Origin of the sequence: Streptomyces sp. S.PNR 29, assembly GCF_030386795.1 — a bacterium.
GTDB lineage: Bacteria > Actinomycetota > Actinomycetes > Streptomycetales > Streptomycetaceae > Streptomyces.
Window position 1 is genome coordinate 1 of sequence record NZ_JANUQM010000028.1, and the last position, 21,412, is coordinate 21,412.

Sequence of the window (21,412 nt, forward strand, 5' to 3'; positions counted from 1 at the left end):
TTCCTTTGTACTCACCCTCTCGGGCTTTCCTCCGGGCGCTTCCCTTCGGTGTTTCCGACTCTATCAGATCTTTTCTCGATCCGATTTCCTCGGTGCCTTCCGGAGTTCACGCTCTCGCGCTTTCCCTTTCCGGCGGTTCCGACTTTATCAGAGGTTCTGAGTCGGAATTTCCGTCCCGTCCGGTGAGTCACTCCGGCGCACGAGGTGGCCGGGTGCCCGTCTGGGAGGAGTTGTAAACGTACTGGAGCGGGGCGCCCCGATGCAAATCGAGGCGCCCCGCTCCCAGTTCACGCGGACGTCGGTCCGACGGTCCGTCAGACCTCCACCACCACAGGCAGGATCATCGGCCGGCGTCGGTAGGTGTCCGAGACCCACTTGCCCAGGGTCCTCCTCACCAGCTGCTGCAACTGGTGGGGTTCCACGATGCCTTCCTGGGCGGAGCGTTCGAGGGACTCCGTGATCTTGGGGATCACGTCGCCGAAGGCCGAGTCCTCGATGCCGGATCCACGGGCCTGGATGTGCGGGCCGCCCGTGATCTTGCCGGTGGACGAGTCGATGACCACGAAGACCGAGATGATGCCCTCGTCGCCCAGGATCTTGCGGTCCTTCAGGGCCGGTTCGCCGACGTCGCCCACCGAGAGGCCGTCGACGTACACGTAACCGGCCTGGACCTTGCCGGAGATCTTCGCCTTGCCCTCGACGAGGTCCACGGCGACGCCGTCCTCGGCGATGACGATGCGGTCGTGCGGGACCCCGGTGAGGGCGCCCAGTTCGGCGTTGGCGCGCAGGTGGCGCCACTCGCCGTGGACCGGCATCAGGTTCCTCGGGCGGCAGATGTTGTAGAAGTACAGCAGTTCGCCGGCTGAGGCGTGGCCCGAGACGTGGACCTTGGCGTTGCCCTTGTGGACGACGTTCGCGCCCCAGCGGGTCAGGCCGTTGATGACGCGGTAGACCGCGTTCTCGTTGCCGGGGATCAGCGACGACGCGAGGATCACCGTGTCGCCCTCGACGATGCGGATCTGGTGGTCCCGGTTGGCCATGCGGGACAGGGCCGCCATCGGTTCGCCCTGGGAGCCCGTGCAGACCAGGACGACTTCGTTGTCGGGGAGGTCGTCCAGTGTCTTGACGTCCACCACCAGGCCCGGAGGGACCTTCAGGTAGCCCAGGTCCCTCGCGATGCCCATGTTGCGGACCATCGAGCGGCCGACGAAGGCGACCCGGCGGCCGTACTCGTAGGCCGCGTCCAGGATCTGCTGGATGCGGTGGACGTGGCTGGCGAAGCTCGCCACGATGATCCGCTTGCGGGCACCGGCGAAGACCTGGCGCAGGACGTTGGAGATGTCCCGCTCGTGCGGGGTGAAGCCGGGGACCTCGGCGTTGGTGGAGTCGGCGAGGAGGAGGTCGATTCCCTCCTCGCTCAGCCGGGCGAACGCATGGAGATCCGTCAGGCGGTTGTCCAGCGGGAGCTGGTCCATCTTGAAGTCGCCGGTGTGGACCACCATGCCCGCGGGGGTGCGGATGGCGACGGCCAGCGCGTCCGGGATCGAGTGGTTGACCGCGATGAACTCACAGTCGAAGGGGCCCACGCGCTCGCGGTTTCCTTCCGCCACCTCCAGGGTGTACGGGCGGATGCGGTGCTCCTGGAGCTTGGCCTCGATGAGGGCGAGGGTCAGCTTGGAGCCGATCAGCGGGATGTCCGGCTTCTCGCGGAGGAGGTAGGGGACGCCGCCGATGTGGTCCTCGTGGCCGTGCGTGAGGACGATGCCCTCGATGTCGTCGAGACGGTCCCGGATCGACGAGAAGTCCGGCAGGATCAGGTCGATTCCGGGCTGCTCCTCCTCGGGGAAGAGCACTCCGCAGTCGACGATCAGCAAGCGGCCGCCGTATTCGAAGACCGTCATGTTCCGGCCGATCTCACCGAGACCGCCCAGTGGAGTGACCCGCAGGCCACCTTCGGGGAGCGGCGGGGGCGGGGCCAGTTCGGGATGCGGATGACTCAAAAGACTCTCTCCTCACCACAAGCGCCACGTACCGGTGAGGCACGTGGCGCGCGTGACGTTCGTGCAGAAGCAGTTGTGGTTGGGGCGCAGGCACCGGTGGCCTGCCTATTCAGTTGTGAAGCATGTCTGCGCGTGGCTCGCGCGAAGTCTGGTGCTAGAGCTGTACCCCGCCCGCGGCAAGATCGATCTTGAGCTGCTCGATCTCTTCGGGCGTGCACTCGACCATGGGGGCGCGCAGCGGACCGGCGGGCAGGCCCTGGAGGGCGAGCGCGGCCTTCGTCGTCATCACGCCCTGGGTACGGAACATGCCCGTGTAGACCGGGAGCAGCTTCTGGTGGATCTCGGTCGCCTTCTGGACGTCACCGGCGACGTACGCGTCGACCATGGCGCGCAGCTCGGGGGTGACGACGTGGCCGACGACCGAGACGAAGCCGACCGCGCCGACGGAGAGCAGGGGCAGGTTCAGCATGTCGTCGCCGGAGTACCAGGCGAGGCCGGAGCGCGCGATGGCCCAGCTGGCGCGGCCGAGGTCACCCTTGGCGTCCTTGTTGGCGACGATTCTTGGGTGCTCGGCGAGGCGGACGAGCGTCTCCGTGTTGATCGGGACGCCGCTGCGGCCGGGGATGTCGTAGAGCATGACCGGCAGCTCGGTGGTGTCGGCGATGGCCTTGAAGTGCCGGTAGAGACCCTCCTGCGGGGGCTTGTTGTAGTACGGCGTGACGACCAGCAGGCCGTGCGCGCCCACCCGCTGCGCCGCGCGGGCGAGCTCGATGCTGTGGTGGGTGTCGTTGGTGCCGACGCCGGCGACTACGTGGGCGCGGTCGCCGACCGCCTCCAGGACGGCTCGTACGAGATCCGATTTCTCCGCGTCGCTGGTGGTGGGGGACTCGCCGGTGGTGCCGTTGATGATCAGGCCGTCGTTGCCTGCGTCCACCAGATGGGCGGCGAGCCGCTGCGCGCCGTCGAGGTCGAGTGCGCCGTCCGCCGTGAAGGGCGTGACCATGGCGGTGAGGACCCTCCCGAAGGGGGTCTGCGGAGTGGAGGTCGGAGCCATGCTTACACGCTACTCGTTGCTCAGAGCGGGGTCTGCCCTCGGGGCAGGCGACAAGTCGTGACAGATGGGGAGCCCGGCACTGCCTGCTCGGGGGTTCAAGCAGTGCCGGACCCGTTTGATCAGGCTAGATGAACTTCTCTAAATGCCGCAATACGGACACTTCGCCTGATTGACCCGTACATCTGTGCCGGGCGGGAGAACCGGGGTGCGTTACGGCGCCACACGCCCGTTCGCGTTGAAGGCCGCGTACGTGAGGGGCATGAGCTTGGCCCACTCCGCCTCCATCTGCTCGCCGACCATCTCGATCTCCCGCTGCGGGAAGGAGGGGACCTTCGCCAGTTCGTGCTGGGTGCGCAGGCCGAGGAAGTGCATCAGCGAGCGGGCGTTGCAGGTGGCGTACATCGAGGAGTACAGGCCGACCGGGAGGACCGAGCGGGCGACCTCGCGGGCCACGCCGGCGGCGAGCATCTGGCGATACGTCCGGTAGGCCTGACGGTAGGACTCCTCCATGGCGTCCCCCACGAGCTGGTGCTGCTCGGGGGTGCCCTCGACGAACTCGTACTTGCCCGGCCGCCCCTGCTGGACCAGCTTGCGCGAGGCGTCCGGCACGTAGAAGACGGGCTGGAGCTCCCGGTAGCGCCCCGACTCCTCGTTGTAGGACCAGCCCACGCGGTGCCGCATGAACTCTCGGAAGACGAAGATCGGGGCGCTGACGAAGAAGGTCATCGAGTTGTGCTCGAACGGGCTGCCGTGCCGGTCCCGCATCAGGAAGTTGATCAACCCCTTGGAACGCTCCGGGTCCTTCTTCAGCTCGTCCAGGGACTGCTCGCCGAGGGTCGACACACGGGCTGCGAACAGCACGTCGGAGTCGGCGGCGCTGTGTTTCACCAGCTCAACGGTGACATCACCACGGAGGTCGATCTTGAAGTCTTCGTCGGGAGTCTCGGTCACGGTTTCGGCGGGCCTTCCCATCTCGTCTCTTGGCGACGCCACTCTACGACCCGCCACCCGCCCACCAAACGGTGCGTTCGGTGCCGTGCCGCTATGAAGTCGGTGAAACAGGGCACCCCTGGGGCAGTTCGTTCGTCTCTCTTGACGACAGTGATCTGTTCGACCCCCGAAGGAGATGCTCCCCAGATGTACCGCCGGCGCGAACCAGTTCCGTTCGCCTTCGTCGCCGAAGCCGACAGGTTCCGCAGCAATGTCACTCCCCCGCCCCCTGCGCGGGCGTCCGCCGGTCAGATAGCCGGGCGCTGGCTGCTGGGGCTGACGATCGTCGCCGCACTCGTGGGCTCCCTGGTGATCGGGATGCCGGCGCTGACGCTCGACCATTCCACCGCGCAGACGCAGCAGTCACAGGCGTCCGACAAGCACTGAGCCGGGACCGCGTCGGCGACGGCCGGCCATGACTCCATCCGGCCCCCGAAGGTGGTGACCAGGGACACAGGCGGATAACCTCACCGGGCACAGCCCACGATGGAACGAGTGAGGACCAGCCGTGCCCCTGCCCTTCCTGACGGCCGACCGCGCCTTCGAGGCGGCGGACGATGTCGCCCTGCCGCACGAAGACCGCGACCGCTGGCTGCGGCCCTACCGTCCCGGCCCGTGGCGTGTCGGGGCGGCGGCGCTGTTGCTGCTGCTCGCCTCGTTCGTGCTGTTCGCGGCGGTCATCATCGCGGCGACCGGGCCCCTGTCCGAGGGCGGGGTGGTCTTCGGCATCGCCCTGGCCTTCATCGCCGTCGCTCTGCGGCTGCTGCGCGTGGGCGTGTGGGTGAGCGCGCGCGGGCTGCGTCACGTCGGCTTCTTCGGCACGCGTACGGCGCCCTGGGAGCAGGTCGTCAGCGTGCGGACGCTGCAGCAGCCGGTGCGCTGGCTCGGGCTGCCGCGCACGGTGCAGGGGCAGGCGCTGGTGCTCGTACGGCGGGGGCGTGCGGCGGACGCCGTACCGCCGCTGCTGACCACGCACAACGCGGACTTCCTGGCCCGGCCCGAGGCGTTCGACCGGGCGGCCGACTCGGTGGAGGTGTGGGCCGAGGAATACCGGCGCTGAGCAGCCCCTTTTCATGCCGGCGGGGCCGGACCACGATCGTGGTCCGGCCCCGCCGGCGTGAGCGCGTGCGTCAGGCGGTCTCGGTCTGCCTGCCGTCATGCAGGGCGATGGCCTTCTGCATCGCCTTGCGGGCGCGCGGGGTGTCACGCGCGTCGTGGTAGGCGACAGCGAGCCGGAACCAGCTGCGCCAGTCGTCGGGGGCCGCCTCCGTCTCGGCCTTGCGCCGGGCGAAGACCTCGTCGGCCGAGTCGCGGTCGATCCGGCCGCTGGGGGTGCGTTTCAGCTCGTCGACGGGCAGGCCGCCCTCGGCGTCGAGCTCGGCGGCGAGCTGGTTGGCCTTGCGGACGAACTGGGTGTTCTTCCACAGGAACCACAGGCCGATCACCGGCAGGATCAGCACCGCGATCCCGAAGGTGACGGTGAGCGGCGTGCCCGTCTCGATGAGCATCACACCGCGGCTGCCGACCAGGAGGAAGTAGAAGACCAGGACGGCGGCCGTGACGGCGTAGGAGATCTTCGCGCGCATGACTGTCTCGCGGGTCCTGGTGTCAGCCGAGGTCCAGGAAGTGCTCCAGGCCGAAGGTCAGGCCCGGAGTGCTCACCACCCGGCGCGCACCCAGCAGGATGCCCGGCATGAAGCTGCTGTGGTGGAGGGAGTCGTGGCGGACGGTGAGGGTCTCGCCCTCGCCGCCGAGCAGGACCTCCTGGTGGGCCAGCAGGCCGCGCAGCCGGACCGCGTGCACCGGGACGCCGTCGACGCTGGCGCCACGGGCGCCGTCCAGGGCCGTCACCGTGGCGTCCGGGGCGGGGGCGCTGCCGGCCTGGCGGCGGGCCTCGGCGATGAGCTGGGCGGTGCGCGTGGCGGTTCCGCTGGGGGCGTCGACCTTGTTCGGGTGGTGCAGTTCGACGACCTCGACGGACTCGAAGTAGGGGGCGGCGATCTGCGCGAACTTCATGGTCAGGACGGCACCGATGGAGAAGTTGGGCGCGATGAGCACGCCCGTCTCCGGGGACTGGGCCAGCCAGCCCTTCAGCTGCGCGAGGCGCTCGTCGGTCCAGCCCGTCGTACCGACGACGGCGTGGATACCGTGGCGTACGCAGAAGTCGAGGTTGCCCATGACCGAGGCGGGCGTGGTCAGCTCGACCGCGACCTGGGCACCGGTCTCGGCCAGTGTCTCCAGCTTGTCGCCCCGGCCGAGGGCGGCGACGAGCTCCATGTCCTCGGCGGCCTCGACCGCCCGTACCGCCTCGGATCCGATCCGGCCCTTGGCACCGAGGACCGCCACGCGCAGCTTGCTCATCTCACTTGCCTTCTTGTCGAAAGGGGGCGTCAGGCGACGGCGTCCTGGAGCCGGGAGGCCTGCTTGTCCTTCAGCGGGCCGATGACCGACAGCGAGGGCCGCCGTCCCAGGATGTCGCGGGCGACCGAGCGGACGTCGTCCGGGGTGACCGAGGCTATCCGGGCCAGCATGTCGTCGACCGACATCTGCTCGCCCCAGCACAGCTCGCTCTTGCCGATGCGGTTCATCAGCGCGCCGGTGTCCTCCAGGCCGAGGACGGTGGAGCCCTGGAGCTGACCGATGGCGCGGCCGATCTCGTCGTCGGACAGACCGTGCTCGGCGACGTGGTCGAGTTCGTCGCGGCAGATCTTCAGCACGTCGTGGACCTGGTTCGGGCGGCAGCCCGCGTACACGCCGAACAGGCCGCAGTCGGCGAATCCGGAGGTGTACGAGTACACGCTGTAGGCCAGGCCCCGTTTCTCCCTGACCTCCTGGAACAGGCGGGACGACATCCCGCCGCCGAGGGCCGTGTTCAGCACGCCGAGGGACCAGCGGCGCTCGTCCGTGCGGGACAGGCCCGGCATGCCCAGGACGACGTGGGCCTGTTCGGTCTTGCGGCCGATGAGGTCGACCCGGCCGGCGGTGCGGACGGCGCGCTGCCCGGCGCGCGGGGCGACGGGGGTCGCGTCGAGGCTCTTGAAGGCGCCCGCCTTGTCGAAGGCGGCGCGGACCTGTCGTACGACCTTGTTGTGGTCGATGTTGCCTGCGCAGGCGACCACCAGGTGGGTAGGGTCGTAGTGCTTCTTGTAGAAGCGGCGGATGCGGTCGGCCGTGAGGGCGTTGACGGTGTCGACCGTGCCGAGGACCGGGCGGCCGAGCGGGTGGTCGCCGAACATGGTCTGCGCGAAGAGGTCGTGGACGCAGTCGCCCGGGTCGTCCTCCGTCATGGCGATCTCTTCGAGGATGGCGCCGCGCTCGACGTTGACGTCCTCTTCGAGGATCAGCGAGCCGGTGAGCATGTCGCAGACGACGTCGATGGCGAGCGGCAGGTCGGTGTCGAGCACGCGCGCGTAGTAGCACGTGTACTCCTTCGCCGTGAACGCGTTCATCTCGCCGCCGACGGCGTCGATGGCGGAGGAGATGTCCAGGGCGGACCTGCGGGTCGTCCCCTTGAAGAGCAGGTGCTCCAGGTAGTGCGTGGCGCCGTTCAGAGACGGGGTCTCGTCGCGGGAGCCGACGTGCGCCCAGATGCCGAAGGTCGCCGAGCGGACCGAGGGCAGGGTCTCGGTGACGATGCGCAGGCCACCGGGGAGGGTGGTTTTGCGGACCGTGCCGATGCCGTTGGTGCCCTTGATGAGGGTTTGGGTACGGGCGACGGCCCGCGCCTCCGAAGAGGTGCGGGCCGTCGCCTGGGCGTTACGGGACGTCACTTCTCGGCGTCGTCCTTCGCTTCGTCGTTCGAACCTTCCTCGCCCTCGATCACGGGGATGAGGGAGAGCTTGCCGCGGGAGTCGATCTCGGCGATCTCGACCTGGACCTTCTGGCCCACGCCGAGGACGTCCTCGACGTTCTCCACGCGCTTGCCGCCGGCCAGCTTGCGGATCTGCGAGATGTGCAGCAGGCCGTCCTTGCCGGGCAGCAGGGAGACGAACGCACCGAAGGTGGTCGTCTTCACGACCGTACCGAGGTAGCGCTCGCCGACCTCGGGCATCGTCGGGTTGGCGATGCCGTTGATCGTGGCGCGGGCGGCCTCGGCGGACGGGCCGTCGGCGGCGCCGATGTAGATCGTGCCGTCGTCCTCGATGGTGATCTCGGCGCCGGTGTCCTCCTGGATCTGGTTGATCATCTTGCCCTTGGGGCCGATGACCTCGCCGATCTTGTCGACCGGGATCTTCACGGTGATGATCCGCGGTGCGTTCGGGGACATCTCGTCCGGCGTGTCGATGGCTTCCATCATCACGTCGAGGATGTGGAGGCGGGCGTCACGGGCCTGCTTCAGGGCCGCGGCCAGGACGGACGCCGGGATGCCGTCCAGCTTGGTGTCGAGCTGGAGGGCGGTGACGAACTCCTTGGTGCCGGCGACCTTGAAGTCCATGTCGCCGAAGGCGTCCTCCGCACCGAGGATGTCGGTGAGGGTGACGTAGTGCGTCTCGCCGTCGATCTCCTGGGAGATCAGGCCCATGGCGATACCGGCGACCGGGGCCTTCAGCGGCACACCGGCGTTCAGCAGCGACATGGTGGAGGCGCAGACCGAACCCATCGACGTCGAGCCGTTGGAGCCGAGGGCCTCGGAGACCTGACGGATCGCGTACGGGAACTCCTCGCGCGTCGGCAGGACCGGGATCAGGGCGCGCTCGGCGAGGGCGCCGTGGCCGATCTCGCGGCGCTTCGGGGAGCCGACGCGGCCGGTCTCGCCGGTGGAGTACGGCGGGAAGTTGTAGTTGTGCATGTAGCGCTTGCGGGTCACCGGCGAGAGGGTGTCCAGCTGCTGCTCCATGCGCAGCATGTTCAGCGTGGTGACGCCCAGGATCTGGGTCTCGCCGCGCTCGAACAGGGCCGAGCCGTGGACCCGCGGGATGGCCTCGACCTCGGCGGCCAGGGTGCGGATGTCGGTGACACCGCGGCCGTCGATGCGCTTCTTCTCCTTGATCACGCGCTCACGGACCAGCTGCTTGGTGAGCGAGCGGTACGCGGCGGAGATCTCCTTCTCGCGGCCCTCGAACTCCGGCAGCAGCTTCTCGGCGGCGAGCTGCTTGACGCGGTCCAGCTCGGACTCGCGCTCCTGCTTGCCGGCGATGGTGAGCGCCTGGGTGAGCTCGGGCTTGACGGCCGCGGTGAGCGCCTCCAGGACGTCGTCCTGGTAGTCCAGGAAGATCGGGAACTCGCCGGTCGGCTTGGCGGCCTTGGCGGCGAGGTCCGACTGGGCCTTGCACAGAACCTTGATGAAGGGCTTCGCGGCGTCCAGACCGGCGGCGACGACCTCCTCGGTGGGCGCCTCGGCGCCACCCTCGACCAGCTTGATGGTCTTCTCGGTGGCCTCCGCCTCGACCATCATGATCGCGACATCGCCGTCCTCCAGGACGCGGCCCGCGACGACCATGTCGAAGACGGCGTCCTCGAGCTCGGTGTGCGTCGGGAAGGCCACCCACTGGCCGCGGATCAGCGCGACGCGGACGCCGCCGATCGGGCCGGAGAAGGGCAGACCGGCCAGCTGCGTGGACGCGGACGCGGCGTTGATCGCGACGACGTCGTACAGGTGGTCGGGGTTGAGCGCCATGATCGTGGCGACGACCTGGATCTCGTTGCGCAGGCCCTTCTTGAAGGACGGGCGCAGCGGGCGGTCGATCAGGCGGCAGGTGAGGATCGCGTCCTCGCTCGGCCGGCCCTCGCGGCGGAAGAAGGAACCGGGGATCTTCCCGGCCGCGTACATGCGCTCCTCGACGTCGACCGTGAGCGGGAAGAAGTCGAGCTGGTCCTTGGGCTGCTTGGACGCGGTGGTGGCCGACAGCACCATGGTGTCGTCGTCCAGGTACGCCACGGCGGAACCGGCGGCCTGCTTGGCCAGGCGGCCCGTCTCGAAGCGGATGGTGCGGGTGCCGAAGGCGCCGTTGTCGATGACGGCCTCGGCGTAGTGGGTCTCGTTCTCCACTAGCGTTTTCTCCTCGTCTTCGTCCCTCCTTGCCCGTGTGGCAGGGGGACGGTGGCGGAGAAGCGCGCCGTCTGGTGCGGGCCGGTCTTCGATCGAAGCACCCGGGGCTCACTTCCCCCCGGGGGCCACTACCGAGGACCGGCGGCGGCGAGGTGCGCTCCTCCTCGTTCGTCGTACGTGATGACGCCGTACCCATTTCGGGTAGGGCCTATCACGCTGTGTCATGCGTATTGCGTTGTGCTACCACACTACAAAGCGGCAGTGACAGTGCGCACGTACAGCAAAGGGAGCGGCCCCCGATCGATGGGAACCGCTCCCTTCACGGCGTCTTACTTGGCGCCCGCCGCACCGCGGCGGATGCCGAGGCGGTCGACCAGCGTACGGAAGCGCTGGATGTCCTTCTTGGCGAGGTACTGCAGCAGGCGGCGGCGCTGACCGACCAGGATCAGCAGACCACGGCGGGAGTGGTGGTCGTGCTTGTGGGTCTTGAGGTGCTCGGTCAGGTCGGAGATCCGACGGGACAGCAGAGCGACCTGGACCTCGGGGGAGCCGGTGTCACCCTCCTTGGTACCGAACTCGGAGATGATCTGCTTCTTCGTAGCGGCGTCGAGCGACACGCGTACTCCTCATAGTCTGTGAGTGGCCACCGAGTGCCCCCGGTCTTCTTCTCGGGGGATCTTCCGTGACTCGGAAGGCGGGGATCCGCTGGGCGCGGCCTCCAGAGCGGCGGGCTCCGGGGGTGCGTACACAAACGGCCGTCACTCAGGGTACCAGGCGGTTGCGGGCACCTTTGCCCTGGTCCCCGAACAGCGAAGACGGCACGACCAGGGGCCACTAGGGTGAGCGCCCGGAAGGTCGATCACGTCTGGAAGGGGCCGCTTCGGCATGGCGGAGACGGAAGAAGAGATCAAGGCGCGCAAGGAGCGGGAGCGGGACGAACTGTACGCCCTCGACATCTCGGGGGTCGAGTGGCACAGCGCACCGGGCACCGAGGAGCACGAGGAGCGGGTCGAGATCGCCTACCTTCCCGGCGGGGCCGTGGCCATGCGGTCGTCGCTCGACCCGGGCACCGTGCTGCGGTACACGGAGGCCGAGTGGCGGGCGTTCGTGCTGGGGGCGCGGGACGGGGAGTTCGACCTGGAGCCGGCGCCGCACGACGGCGGACCGGCCGCGGAGGCCGGTCGGTAACCGACGGTTTTGCGGGCGGGGTGGGATGCCAGGGCCGGCTTCCCACCCCGTTGCCGTGGGTGGATGGGTGTTTTGTCGGAGCATCAATGAGCTTGTCCCCTATGGGCGTTGACGCGCTGCTCCGATTCGGTTCCTGTTTGACTTGTTCACTGGTAACGACCGGTTTGTTCACCAATACGGGGGCTGTGTACGCCACTTCTGGGCATGCTGTGTCGCAGTGGGCCGTTGCTCGGGGGTGGGCGGGCCTGCCGGGGTGAGGTCCCTGGTGATTAGGCTGGGAGGGGCACGACGTCAGAACCCGTGGAGCGGGAGTCGGCGTCGCAGGGGGAGAGCCGGTGGATCGGACGACCTCGAACGACTTCAAGCGACTTCGAACGACAAGCAAGGGTCGCCCCAGCACGGCATGAGGGTGCTCGACCACACCAGGAGGAACTGTGAGCAGCGATCGGGACGGGATCCGCGGGGGCTGGGGGACACCCGGCGATGACCAGCCCGACGCGGAGTCCGCCGTGGAGACGACGGGCGAGTTCACCATCGACTACGCGCCGCCTGCCTGGTACACGCAGAACGCGTCGGGGGGTTCGGGCCAGGTGGCGGGTTCGGCAGGTGCCGCGGGTTCCGATGCGGGGGCTCCGGGGGCGGGGGGTGCCGGGGGTGCCGGTGGTTCCTCGTCGGCGCCGTCCGCTTCCGGTTCCGGTTCCCATGGTTCCCAGGGGCCTTCCAGGGGGCCGGTTCCTCCGTTGCCGGGGCTGACTCCGCCGCCGCATGCGGCGGGCTCGGCGGGCCCGTCCTCCCTTCCCACCCCGGCGCCCGGGGCTCCCTTCACGCCGCCTGCGCCGGCGCCGGGAGCGCCTTTCACGCCGCCTGCGCCTGCGCCTGCGCCTGGTGCGCCATTCACTCCTCCCCCGCCGCCCACCGGCGGGCCGGGGGCCGTGCCCAAGCTTCCCGTGGGGAGCGGCTTCGAGCCGCAGCGGCCGCAGACGGAGGCGCGGCCCGAGGCTCCGGCGGCGGATCCGGCCTCCCCGACGGCCGTGCCGAACATTCCTGTGGGCGGGTTCCAGTCGCAGTGGACGCCGTCGGCTCCGCCGGCACCGCCTGCTTCCCCGGATGCTCCGGGTTCCTCCGATGCCCAGGACGCCTCGAAGACTGAGGCGCCTTCAGATGCTGGTGCGTCTTCGGATGCTGCGGCTTCGTCCGTCTCCCCGGCTTCCTCCGTCTCCCCGGCTCCTTCGGCTTCCTCGAATTCCCCGGCTCCGTCGACTTCCTCGGCTCCGTCGACTTCCTCGGCTTTCTCGGATTCCGGGGAGCAGGGGTCCGGGAGCGGTGATCTGGAGAGCGGCGCCACCATGCGGTTCTCCGCCGTCGCCCTCAAGCGGGAGATCGCCGAGCGCGCGGCCGCCGAGGCGGGTGAGGCCGAGCGTGCCGATGGTGATGCCGGCGTGGATGTGGCGGACGCGGAGGCCGACGCGGTTCTCGACGATGCCGACGATGCCGAGGACAGTGCGGGTACGGCTGACGAGGCCGACGACTCCCGCGTGGCCGACGTGGTCGAACTCCGGCCTGCTTCCGAGCCCTCGTCCGAGGTGGACGACGACGCGTCCGGCGAAGCCGTTGAGGTGGACGCCGAGTCCGAGGAGGCGCAGCCTGTGGCGCCCGGGCCGGAGGACGCCGCTCCGGTGGAGGACGAGCCCGGGAGTACGGTCCTGGAGGAGGCCGAGTCCCAGGAGGCCTCGCCTCAGGACGCCGAGCCTGCGGATGCCGTGCCTACGGCAGCCGAGCCCGAGCCCGAGCCTGCGGACGCGGTGCCCGCCGACGCCACGCCGCAGGACGGCGCGCCCCAGGACGCCGCTCCCGGCGCCTCCGAAGCCCCGAGTGCCACGCCGCCCGCCTGGTCTCCGCCGACGCCGCAGGGTGCGGTGCCGCCGTTGCCGCCGTCGTACCAGCCCGCCGCGCCCGCGTCGGCGAGCCAGTGGCAGGCCCAGCCGCAGCAGCCCCAGCCCCAGCCCCAGCAGCCGGAGCAGACCGCGCCCGAACAGCCGCAGCCGGCGGCCGCGCAGGGTCAGCCGGCGGTGCCGCCCCAGCAGCCCCCCTTCCAGCCGCAGGCGCCGCAGCCCGCGCCCGCCGCGTGGAACCCGCCGACGGCGAGCCCGGCGCCCGCCCAGCCCGCACCGCAGCCCGGTTACGGCTTCCCGCACCCGGGCACGCCTGCTCCGGCAGCACCGCAGCCTCCGGCCCAGCCACCGGCCGGCCCGCCTGCCCAGACACCGAACGCACAGGACGGCTACGGCTTCCCCCAGCCCGGCGTCCCCAACCCCCAGGGCGGCTACGGCTTCCCACACCCCGGCGGTGCCCCCGGCGCCCCCAACCTGCAAGGCGGCTACGGCTTCCCGCCCGCCGCCCCGGCCCCGCACGCCCAGCCCGGCGGTTACGGCTTCCCGCAGCCCCCCGCCCAGCAGGGCCAGCCCGGCGTGCCCCAACAGGGCCAGCCCGGCGTGCCCCAGCAGGGTCAGCCGCAGCCCCCGGCGGCCGCGGCTCAAGGCGCCCCGCAGGGATTCGCACCGCAGCCCGGTCAGCCTCCGCAGCCCGGTCAGCCTCCGCAGGCCGGTCAGGCTCCGCAGCAGCCCGTCGACCCCCGTGCCGGTGCCGCCTGGCCGCAGCCCATGCAGCACGACCAGCGGCAGCCGACCAACCCGGGTGCCGCGCCGCTCGGTTACACCGCTGCCGTGGAACTGTCGTCCGACCGGCTGCTCAACAACAAGAAGCAGAAGGCGAAGAGCAGCCGCCCGGCGGCCGGCGGCGGACGGTTCAAGCTGGGCGGCAAGAAGGAGGAGGCCGAGCGGCTGCGGAAGCTGGAGCTGATCCGCACGCCCGTGCTGTCCTGCTACCGCATCGCCGTGATCAGCCTCAAGGGCGGCGTCGGCAAGACGACCACGACCACCGCCCTCGGCTCCACGCTCGCCACCGAGCGGCAGGACAAGATCCTCGCCATCGACGCCAACCCGGACGCCGGTACCCTCGGCCGCCGTGTGCGCCGCGAGACCGGGGCCACCATCCGTGACCTCGTCCAGGCGATCCCGTACCTCAACTCGTACATGGACATCCGCCGGTTCACGTCCCAGGCGCCGTCCGGGCTTGAGATCATCGCCAACGACGTCGACCCGGCCGTCTCCACGACGTTCAACGACGAGGACTACCGGCGCGCGATCGACGTGCTCGGCAAGCAGTACCCGGTCATCCTGACCGACTCGGGTACGGGTCTGCTCTACAGCGCCATGCGCGGTGTGCTCGACCTCGCCGACCAGCTCATCATCATCTCGACGCCCTCCGTGGACGGTGCGAGCAGCGCCAGTACGACGCTGGACTGGCTGTCCGCGCACGGGTACTCCGACCTCGTCGCCCGGTCCATCACCGTGATCTCGGGTGTCCGCGAGACCGGGAAGATGATCAAGGTCGAGGACATCGTGGCGCACTTCGAGACCCGGTGCCGGGGCGTGATCGTGGTGCCCTTCGACGAGCACCTGGCCGCCGGTGCCGAGGTCGACCTCGACATGATGCGGCCGAAGGTGCGGGAGGCGTACTTCAACCTCGCGGCGATGGTCGCCGAGGACTTCACCCGCCACCAGCAGGCGCACGGCCTGTGGACGTCCGACGGCAACCCGCCGCCGGTGGCCGCCCCACCGCTCCCCGGCCAGCCGGTTCCCGGTCAGCCGGTTCCCGGTCAGCCGGTTCCCGGTCAGCCGGTTCCGGGACAGCCCGCCCCCGGTCAGCAGCCGCCCGCGCAGCCCGGCCCGTACCCGCAGGCGCCGCAGCCCGGGCAGCCGTACGCCCAGCCCGGCCAGCCGCCCCAGCCGTACCCGCAGCCGGGTCAGCCGTACCCGCAGCCCGGATACGGCTACCCGCAGCCCGGTCAGCCGGGCGGCGGCCAGGCGCCGCCCCCGCCGCCTCAGCAGTAGCCCGGCACAACGAAGGGCGGCCGGTGCCCCTCAGGCACCGGCCGCCCTTCGGCGTCGTGGAACCGCTACTGGTCCGTCTCGGCCTCAGCCACCAGATCCCGGCAGCGCTTCACGTCCTCGGCCATCTGCTCCAGCAGGGCCTCCAGCGTGTCGAACCTCGCCTGGCCGCGTACGAAGGCCAGGAAGTCGACGGCGACATGGAGGCCGTACAGGTCGAGGCCCACCCGGTCGATGGCGTACGCCTCCACCGTGCGCTCGGTGCCGTCGAACTGGGGGTTGGTCCCGACGGAGATCGCGGCCGGCATCGCCTCACCCTGGGCGTGCAGCCAGCCGGCGTAGACGCCGTCGGCGGGGACGGCGGTGTGGGGCAGCGTCTCGACGTTGGCCGTGGGGAAGCCGAGCTCACGGCCGCGCTGGGCGCCGCGGACGACCACGCCCTCCACGCGGTGCGGCCGGCCGAGGATCTCGGCGGCGCCCCGGACGTCGCCCTCGGCGATCAGGCGCCGGGTCAGGGTCGAGGAGAAGGGCTCCCCGCCCCCGGCCTCGCCCGTCAGATACAGGTCCACGACCTCGACCTCGAAGTCGTAGATCTTGCCCTGTCCGGCCAGGAACTCGACATTGCCCGCCGCCTTGTGGCCGAAGCGGAAGTTGGGGCCCTCGACGACCGCTTTGGCGTGCAGCTTGTCGACCAGGACCTTGACGACGAAGTCGGCCGGGGACAGCTTCGAGAACTCGGTGGTGAAGGGAAGGACGAGGACCGCGTCCACGCCCAGGTCCGCCATCAGTTCGGCGCGGCGGTGGTGCGGGGCGAGCAGCGGCGGGTGGCTGCCGGGGCGGACCACCTCGCTGGGGTGCGGGTCGAAGGTGACGACGACAGCGGGAACGCCCAGCTCACGGGCGCGGTCCACGGCGTGCCGGATGATCAGCTGGTGTCCGCGGTGGACTCCGTCGTAGGAGCCGATGGTGACGACGCTGCGCCCCCAGTCCTCGGGGATGTCCTCCAAGCCACGCCAGCGCTGCACTGTGCCTGCTCCTTGTCGAGTGCTCGTCGAACCCGTGTCCGTGGTTGCCTCTTACGCAGGTCTAAGGGTGCCATGCCGCCCGCTGGGGACCCGCATCGGCATGGGGGCTGTGACCGGGCGCACGTGGGCGGCTACGGCTGTCATGCGGGAACCCGCACGCCGGCCAGGGTCTCGATCATCCGGCGGGTGCCGGGACCGACGAGCGCCACCCACTCCTCCGGGGCGTCGGTCAGCCAGCCGGTCACACGGAGGGCGAAGCCGGGGACATGGCGGCCCAGGTCGGCCAGGGCCCGGTCGAAGCGGGCGGCGCCGTCCGTGGTGCGGACCAGGAGGAGACCGGTGCGGTGGACGAGGTCGCGGAGGTCGTGGCCGCTGATCCGGGCGGCGGCGTGCAGCAGCGCGTCCAGGACGGCCGGGTCGTGCTCCTGGGCCAGGAGGTGTTCGCGCAGTTCCCGGCGGAGGTGGCGGGAGGCGGAGTTGCCGGGGGCGGCGAGTACGGCGGCGAGCGCGGTCCGCACCGGTTCCGGGCCGCCGTCCAGCAGGCCGGTGACCAGGGGCCGCAGCACGGCCCGGTCGGCGGGGCCCCGGTCGAGGCGCCGGTCGGCGTACGCGGCCACGTGGGCGGCGAGGTGCGGGGTGTGCGCCACGGCCTCCCCCACGAGGGCGGCGACCCGGCGGGCCAGCGTGGGTGTGGTGGCGTCGGCGAGGGTGCGCAGCACCTCTCCGGCGTCCGGTCCGCGCAACCGCGCCCGGAAGGCGTCGAGAACCGGCGTGGGATGGGTCGTGAGGGCCGCGACGATCGCGCTCGGCGGGATCTGCGGGTCGCCCGCCGCGAACTGCCGCAGCGCCTGCGGGAGGTGACGGGCGCGGGTGCTCGGGTCCCGTACGAGCAGCGCGAGCGCGCCGCCGTGCAGGCCGCTGTCGGCGGGCCGGGCGAGCAGGGTGAGGGCGGCGTGACGCAGCAGTGCGCGGTCGGCCTCGGTGCGTGCGTGCGGAGCGGCCCGCAGCCCGTGGGTCACCGCCGCCGCCCGCCGCGCGGGCCGCTCGTCGTGCGCCCATCGGCCGACGGCCCGGCAGACGGCGGACGGTTCCTCCTCCGCGAGGACGGCGAGCAGTTGGCCGGCCCGGCGGTGGGCCCGGTCGACGAGCACCTCGGTCAGCTCGTCCAGAGCCCGGCGCCGGTGCGTGTGCAGCAGCGCCTGCGCGGCCGTCGCCACGGTCGCGTGCGGGGTGGCGGGCAGCGGCCGCTCGTCGTCGAACCAACGGGTGAGGAGTGGTTGTACGGCGACGGCGTCGGCAGCGAGCAGCCGGGCCACGGCATCGAGGTAGCGGGGGCCGGCCTCGTCCGGGGGCCCGTCGGCGTGGACGAGCCGGCGGAGCAGGTCGAGGCGCGCCTCCAGGGGCAGCGAGAGGGCCGTCCAGAGGGCGGGCCCGAACTCCCCCGGCACCGGTCGCCCTTCGCTCCGCCAGGCCACGATCCGGTCGGCGAGCAGCCGCAGCACGTCCGTGTACGGTGCCGCGTCGGGCACGCCTCTGAGGACCTCGGCGACGAGTCGGGCGGCCCACCAGGAGTGCGGGTCGGCATCCAGGGCGTGCACCAACTCCTGCAGCTGGAGGGCGAGTCGGAGTGTGCCGTACCGGCGGGCGAGGAGCAGCAGGGCCTGGACAACGGGTCCGATGCGGTGGTGCGGTACGGGGAGGGGGTGGGCGTCCTGTGGGAGGCGGCAGCGGTGGACCAGGACGCGCAGGGCCTCGTCCAGGTCGAGGTGCGTGCCCTGGATCCAGTCGGCGATCTCCTCGTGGGCGAAGCGGTAGCCGTCGCCGGCCGGGACGAGGAGGCCTTCGGCGAGGACGGCGGACGCCCATCCGGTGCCGCCGCCGAGCCGGTCCGGGGCCGGCCCCCACGGGAACACCTCCTCGAACGACGCCCGGTCCAACCCGCCCTGCCCGGTGCCGATGCTGCGCCGGGCGGCCTCGTGGACCTGACCGGAGACCTTCGCCGCGAGACGGCGTACGGCGGTGCCGCGCAGGTCGTGCTGCGCGGCCAGGCGCTGCGCGATACGCAGGCACATCAGGTCGAGGTAGGCCGAGAAGACCTCGTGCCGGTCGGTGCGGGCGACGGCCGGGGGGTCGCTTTCGGCGGCCCGGACCTCCGAGAGCAGGCGGAGGGTGAGGGGGTGGCGGGCGTCGGCGTCCGGCAGTGCCCCTTCCGGGACGCCGTAGCGGACGCGTGCCTGCCGGGCCTCGTCCTCGGTCAGGTCGCCGAGCGGGACGCAGGGCGGGACACCGGGCACGGCCTCGTCCGCCGAGCGCCCCTCGTGCAGCAGCTCGGCCGGAAACTCCGCCCCTGCCCGTTCCCAGTACTCCACGCGGCACGCCACCACCAGCCGTGCCCCCGTCTCCCGTAGCCACTGTGCCGTCCCCTCGGCCCACTCGCTCAGGCGGTGGGTCAGGGCCGACGGCGTCTCCTCGGGGGTGTCCAGCAGGAGCAGCAGGGGGTGGCCGGTGTCCCGGGCGAGGCGGGCCAGGCGTTCCGGGGAGGTGTCCCCGAGGCCGGTGGCAAGGGGAACGCGGGTGGCGGCCACGATCCGCGCCGCGCGGGTCAGGGCCCGGCGTGCCGCGTCCGCCACCGAGGTGTCGTCGTCCCGCAGGTCGGCGCCGCGCAGCCACAGCGTGGGGGCGGAGTGGCGGCGGGCCGCGAGGGCGGCGAGTTCGGTCGTACGGCCGCTGCCGGGTGCCCCGACGAGGCCGAGGACACGGGCCGGGCCCTCGGTGAAGGCGGCGAACTCCCGTGCCGTCGCGGCCCGTTCGACGGGCTCGGCCGTGTGGCAGAGCCCCGGCCGCGCGTCGAGCGGGCCGTCCTGCGCCATCGAGGTGGCGGTGAGTTCCCGCACGCCGGCCAGGTTGAGGTCGGCGCCGTACGCGGGGACCGTCGCCCCGTTCGCCGCGAGCAGGTCGCCGAGGGGGCCCTCGGTGCCCGGGAGCAGCGGCACGGCGAAGCCGACCTCGCTGTGATCGGAGCTCAGGGCCGTGCCGAGGACGCCGAGCACGGCGCCGGTCGTGGCGTCGAGCACCGGTCCCCCGGCCGCGCCCCCTCCCAGGCGCAGCGCGTCGCGGCCGTCCGTGCCGATCGCCAACTCCAGGACGCCGTCCAGCCGGTGGAGGCGGCCCGTGGCCGTGTACGTCACGGTGGTCGTGCCGAGGATCCGCGCCTCGCGCCAGCAGCCGGCGGCGATCCGCACATACGTGCCGCAGTCGATCCGGTCCCGCGCGGTGACGGGAAGCGGTGCGACACCGAGGCCCCCGGTGTGGACGAGGGCCAGGTCCAGGGCGGGCAGGGGGGTCACCGCGGCGGCGGTCACGACGCGGCGGCGGCCGTCGGCGGTGTGCAGTACGAGCCGGGGCAGGCCGTCGACGGCTTCGTGGCTGGTGATCAGCGTGCCGTGCCGGTCGGCGACGAAACCGGTGCCCCGGGGGCGTCCGGCCGGGTCGTGGATGCGGACGAGGGCCTCGTCGGGCGCGTGCCGATCCGCACCGCCCAGGGCGTCGTCGAGACGAGCGTCCTGGGGGCCGTGTGCGCCGTCACGCGGGTGCGGGCCCCGTGCAGCCATCGTCGAACCTCCCGCCGTACATCTGTCCCCTGCTGTTCGACAGTAGGCGGGAGATGATCAGCGGGACAGATCGCTCGGCGAACGCGCCCCCTTCCGCTCCCCGGGTTCACTCCGAGCGCCTGCCCGGAGGGGTGAATGGGTGGGGATCGGTGGATACACCCTAGAGGTGGGGGAACCGAGGGGGGACCGTGGAGCGGCGACAGCGGAATGTCCCCGTGTTCGCCGCTCCACGGGCGAAGGCCCGGCCCTGTCTCAGCCGAAGACGGCCAGGCTCTTGGCCTTGCCCTTGTGTTCCTCCACGAGGGCGAGCAGGCGGCCCTCGGGGCCGAGGACGGCCACGGCGCCCGCGCCCGCGTACTCCTCGGGCATCTCCAGCCGTACGCCGTTGGTGAGCAGCCGGGCGCGCCGGGCGTCGACGTCCCAGCGCGGGAAGGCGGCTGCGGCCGCCTCGGCGATAGGCATCACGGTCAGCTCCTTCTGGAGCTGGTCCAGGGTCCGCGCGGAGTCGAGCTTGTACGGCCCGACGCGGGTGCGGCGCAGGGCGGTGAGGTGGCCGCCGACACCGAGGTCGGCGCCCAGGTCGCGGGCCAGGGCGCGGATGTAGGTGCCGGAGGAGCAGACCACCGACACGACCAGGTCGAGCACCGGGGTGCCGTCGTCGGCGACGGCGTCCCGCACGTCGTACACGCTGAACGACGAGACGGTGACGGGCCGGGCGGGAATCTCGAACTCCTCGCCCTCCCTGGCCCGCTTGTAGGACCGCACGCCGTTGATCTTGATGGCGCTGACCTTGGACGGCACCTGCATGATGTCGCCGGTCAGTTTGGCGATTCCGGCGTCGATGGCGTCCCGGGTGACCTTGGAGGCGTCGGTGGAGGAGGTGATCTCCCCCTCGGCGTCGTCCGTGAGCGTGGTCTGGCCGAGCCGGAGGGTGCCCAGGTACTCCTTCTCGGTCAGCGCGAGGTGCCCGAGGAGCTTGGTCGCCTTCTCCACGCCGAGGACGAGGACGCCCGTCGCCATCGGGTCGAGCGTGCCGGCGTGGCCGACGCGCCGGGTCTTCGCGATGCCCCGCATCTTGGCGACGACGTCGTGCGAAGTGAAGCCCGACGGCTTGTCGACGATGACAAGGCCGTCGGGCGTGGTGTGCTTCTGGGTCATTCGGCGGTGTCGTCCGTCTCGTCGGCGGGCTTCTTGTACGGGTCCGCGCCACCGGCGTAGGTGGCGCCGGCGGACGCCTCACGCACCTTGGCGTCGGACTGGCGCGCCTTGTCGAGGAGGTCCTCGATGGTCCGTGCGGTGTCCGGGAGGGCGTCGGCGACGAAGGTCAGGGTCGGCGTGAACTTCACGCCGGCCGCCCTGCCGACCTCGGAGCGCAGGATGCCCTTGGCGCTCTCCAGACCGGCGGCCGCGGCCTGCCGCTCCTCGTCGTCCCCGTACACGGTGTAGAAGACGGTCGCCTCCCGCAGATCGCCCGTCACCCGGGTGTCCGTGATGGTGACGTGCGAGCCGAGCCGCGGGTCCTTGATCCCGCGCTGCAGCTTCTGGGCCACCACCTCTCGGATGAGGTCCGCCAGCCTCTTCGCCCGCGCGTTGTCGGCCACTGGT

General features: G+C 71.4%; 16 protein-coding genes. 4 read left to right on the forward strand and 12 right to left on the reverse strand.

Annotated features, from left to right (window positions below; genetic code table 11):
• Positions 1-314: 314 nt before the first annotated feature.
• The 3 genes from NW895_RS40690 to thyX all read right to left on the reverse strand — a co-directional run bounded on the left by NW895_RS40690 (position 315) and on the right by thyX (position 4,005).
• Positions 315-2,000, reverse strand: a complete 1,686-nt coding sequence (locus NW895_RS40690; protein WP_289942255.1) for a ribonuclease J — start codon at positions 1,998-2,000, stop codon at positions 315-317.
• Positions 2,001-2,154: 154 nt separating this feature from the next.
• On the reverse strand, positions 2,155-3,054 hold the full coding sequence (gene dapA / locus NW895_RS40695; RefSeq protein WP_289942256.1) for a 4-hydroxy-tetrahydrodipicolinate synthase: 900 nt from the start codon (positions 3,052-3,054) through the stop codon (positions 2,155-2,157).
• A gap of 210 nt (positions 3,055-3,264) precedes the next feature.
• Complete coding sequence (gene thyX, locus NW895_RS40700) at positions 3,265-4,005, reverse strand: FAD-dependent thymidylate synthase (RefSeq protein ID WP_289942258.1); 741 nt, start codon at positions 4,003-4,005, stop codon at positions 3,265-3,267.
• A 186-nt stretch (positions 4,006-4,191) separates the two neighbouring features.
• Between thyX and NW895_RS40705 the strand changes: the two genes are divergently transcribed.
• Both NW895_RS40705 and NW895_RS40710 read left to right on the forward strand, forming a co-directional pair.
• Entirely contained in the window at positions 4,192-4,431 is a 240-nt protein-coding gene (locus NW895_RS40705; RefSeq protein ID WP_289942259.1) for a hypothetical protein, read from the forward strand.
• A 121-nt stretch (positions 4,432-4,552) separates the two neighbouring features.
• Positions 4,553-5,104, forward strand: coding sequence for a PH domain-containing protein (locus tag NW895_RS40710; protein ID WP_289942261.1), 552 nt, complete (start codon positions 4,553-4,555; stop codon positions 5,102-5,104).
• A 70-nt stretch (positions 5,105-5,174) separates the two neighbouring features.
• Here NW895_RS40710 and NW895_RS40715 read toward each other — a convergent pair whose 3' ends face one another.
• From NW895_RS40715 to rpsO, 5 genes are all read right to left on the reverse strand, one after another.
• Positions 5,175-5,630, reverse strand: coding sequence for a hypothetical protein (locus NW895_RS40715; protein WP_289942262.1), 456 nt, complete (start codon positions 5,628-5,630; stop codon positions 5,175-5,177).
• A gap of 22 nt (positions 5,631-5,652) precedes the next feature.
• Positions 5,653-6,405, reverse strand: a complete 753-nt coding sequence (dapB, locus tag NW895_RS40720) for a 4-hydroxy-tetrahydrodipicolinate reductase (protein WP_289942263.1) — start codon at positions 6,403-6,405, stop codon at positions 5,653-5,655.
• Between the two features lie 29 nt (positions 6,406-6,434).
• The gene (locus NW895_RS40725) at positions 6,435-7,814 is read right to left on the reverse strand and encodes a pitrilysin family protein (RefSeq protein WP_289942264.1); all 1,380 of its coding nucleotides are present in this window, start codon (positions 7,812-7,814) and stop codon (positions 6,435-6,437) included.
• Positions 7,811-10,033, reverse strand: a complete 2,223-nt coding sequence (locus tag NW895_RS40730) for a polyribonucleotide nucleotidyltransferase (RefSeq protein WP_289942265.1) — start codon at positions 10,031-10,033, stop codon at positions 7,811-7,813. Before NW895_RS40730 ends, NW895_RS40725 begins: the two co-directional genes overlap by 4 nt.
• Before the next feature lie 329 nt (positions 10,034-10,362).
• Entirely contained in the window at positions 10,363-10,650 is a 288-nt protein-coding gene (gene rpsO / locus NW895_RS40735) for a 30S ribosomal protein S15 (RefSeq protein ID WP_023546329.1), read from the reverse strand.
• Between the two features lie 268 nt (positions 10,651-10,918).
• On the opposite strand from rpsO, the gene NW895_RS40740 reads away from it, so the two are divergent.
• Positions 10,919-11,221, forward strand: a complete 303-nt coding sequence (locus NW895_RS40740; protein ID WP_289942268.1) for a DUF397 domain-containing protein — start codon at positions 10,919-10,921, stop codon at positions 11,219-11,221.
• Between the two features lie 434 nt (positions 11,222-11,655).
• Entirely contained in the window at positions 11,656-15,174 is a 3,519-nt protein-coding gene (locus tag NW895_RS40745; protein ID WP_289942269.1) for an SCO5717 family growth-regulating ATPase, read from the forward strand.
• Between the two features lie 65 nt (positions 15,175-15,239).
• Here NW895_RS40745 and NW895_RS40750 read toward each other — a convergent pair whose 3' ends face one another.
• The 4 genes from NW895_RS40750 to rbfA form a co-directional block, all read right to left on the reverse strand.
• Positions 15,240-16,196 carry a bifunctional riboflavin kinase/FAD synthetase gene (locus NW895_RS40750; RefSeq protein ID WP_289942270.1) on the reverse strand — a complete coding sequence of 319 codons (957 nt, stop codon included), beginning with the start codon at positions 16,194-16,196 and terminating at the stop codon, positions 15,240-15,242.
• A gap of 140 nt (positions 16,197-16,336) precedes the next feature.
• Complete coding sequence (locus NW895_RS40755; RefSeq protein WP_289942272.1) at positions 16,337-19,807, reverse strand: trypsin-like peptidase domain-containing protein; 3,471 nt, start codon at positions 19,805-19,807, stop codon at positions 16,337-16,339.
• A gap of 252 nt (positions 19,808-20,059) precedes the next feature.
• Entirely contained in the window at positions 20,060-20,965 is a 906-nt protein-coding gene (truB, locus tag NW895_RS40760) for a tRNA pseudouridine(55) synthase TruB (protein WP_289942273.1), read from the reverse strand.
• Positions 20,962-21,408, reverse strand: coding sequence for a 30S ribosome-binding factor RbfA (gene rbfA, locus NW895_RS40765; RefSeq protein ID WP_289942275.1), 447 nt, complete (start codon positions 21,406-21,408; stop codon positions 20,962-20,964). The genes truB and rbfA overlap by 4 nt, the downstream gene beginning before the upstream one ends.
• Positions 21,409-21,412: the final 4 nt, after the last annotated feature.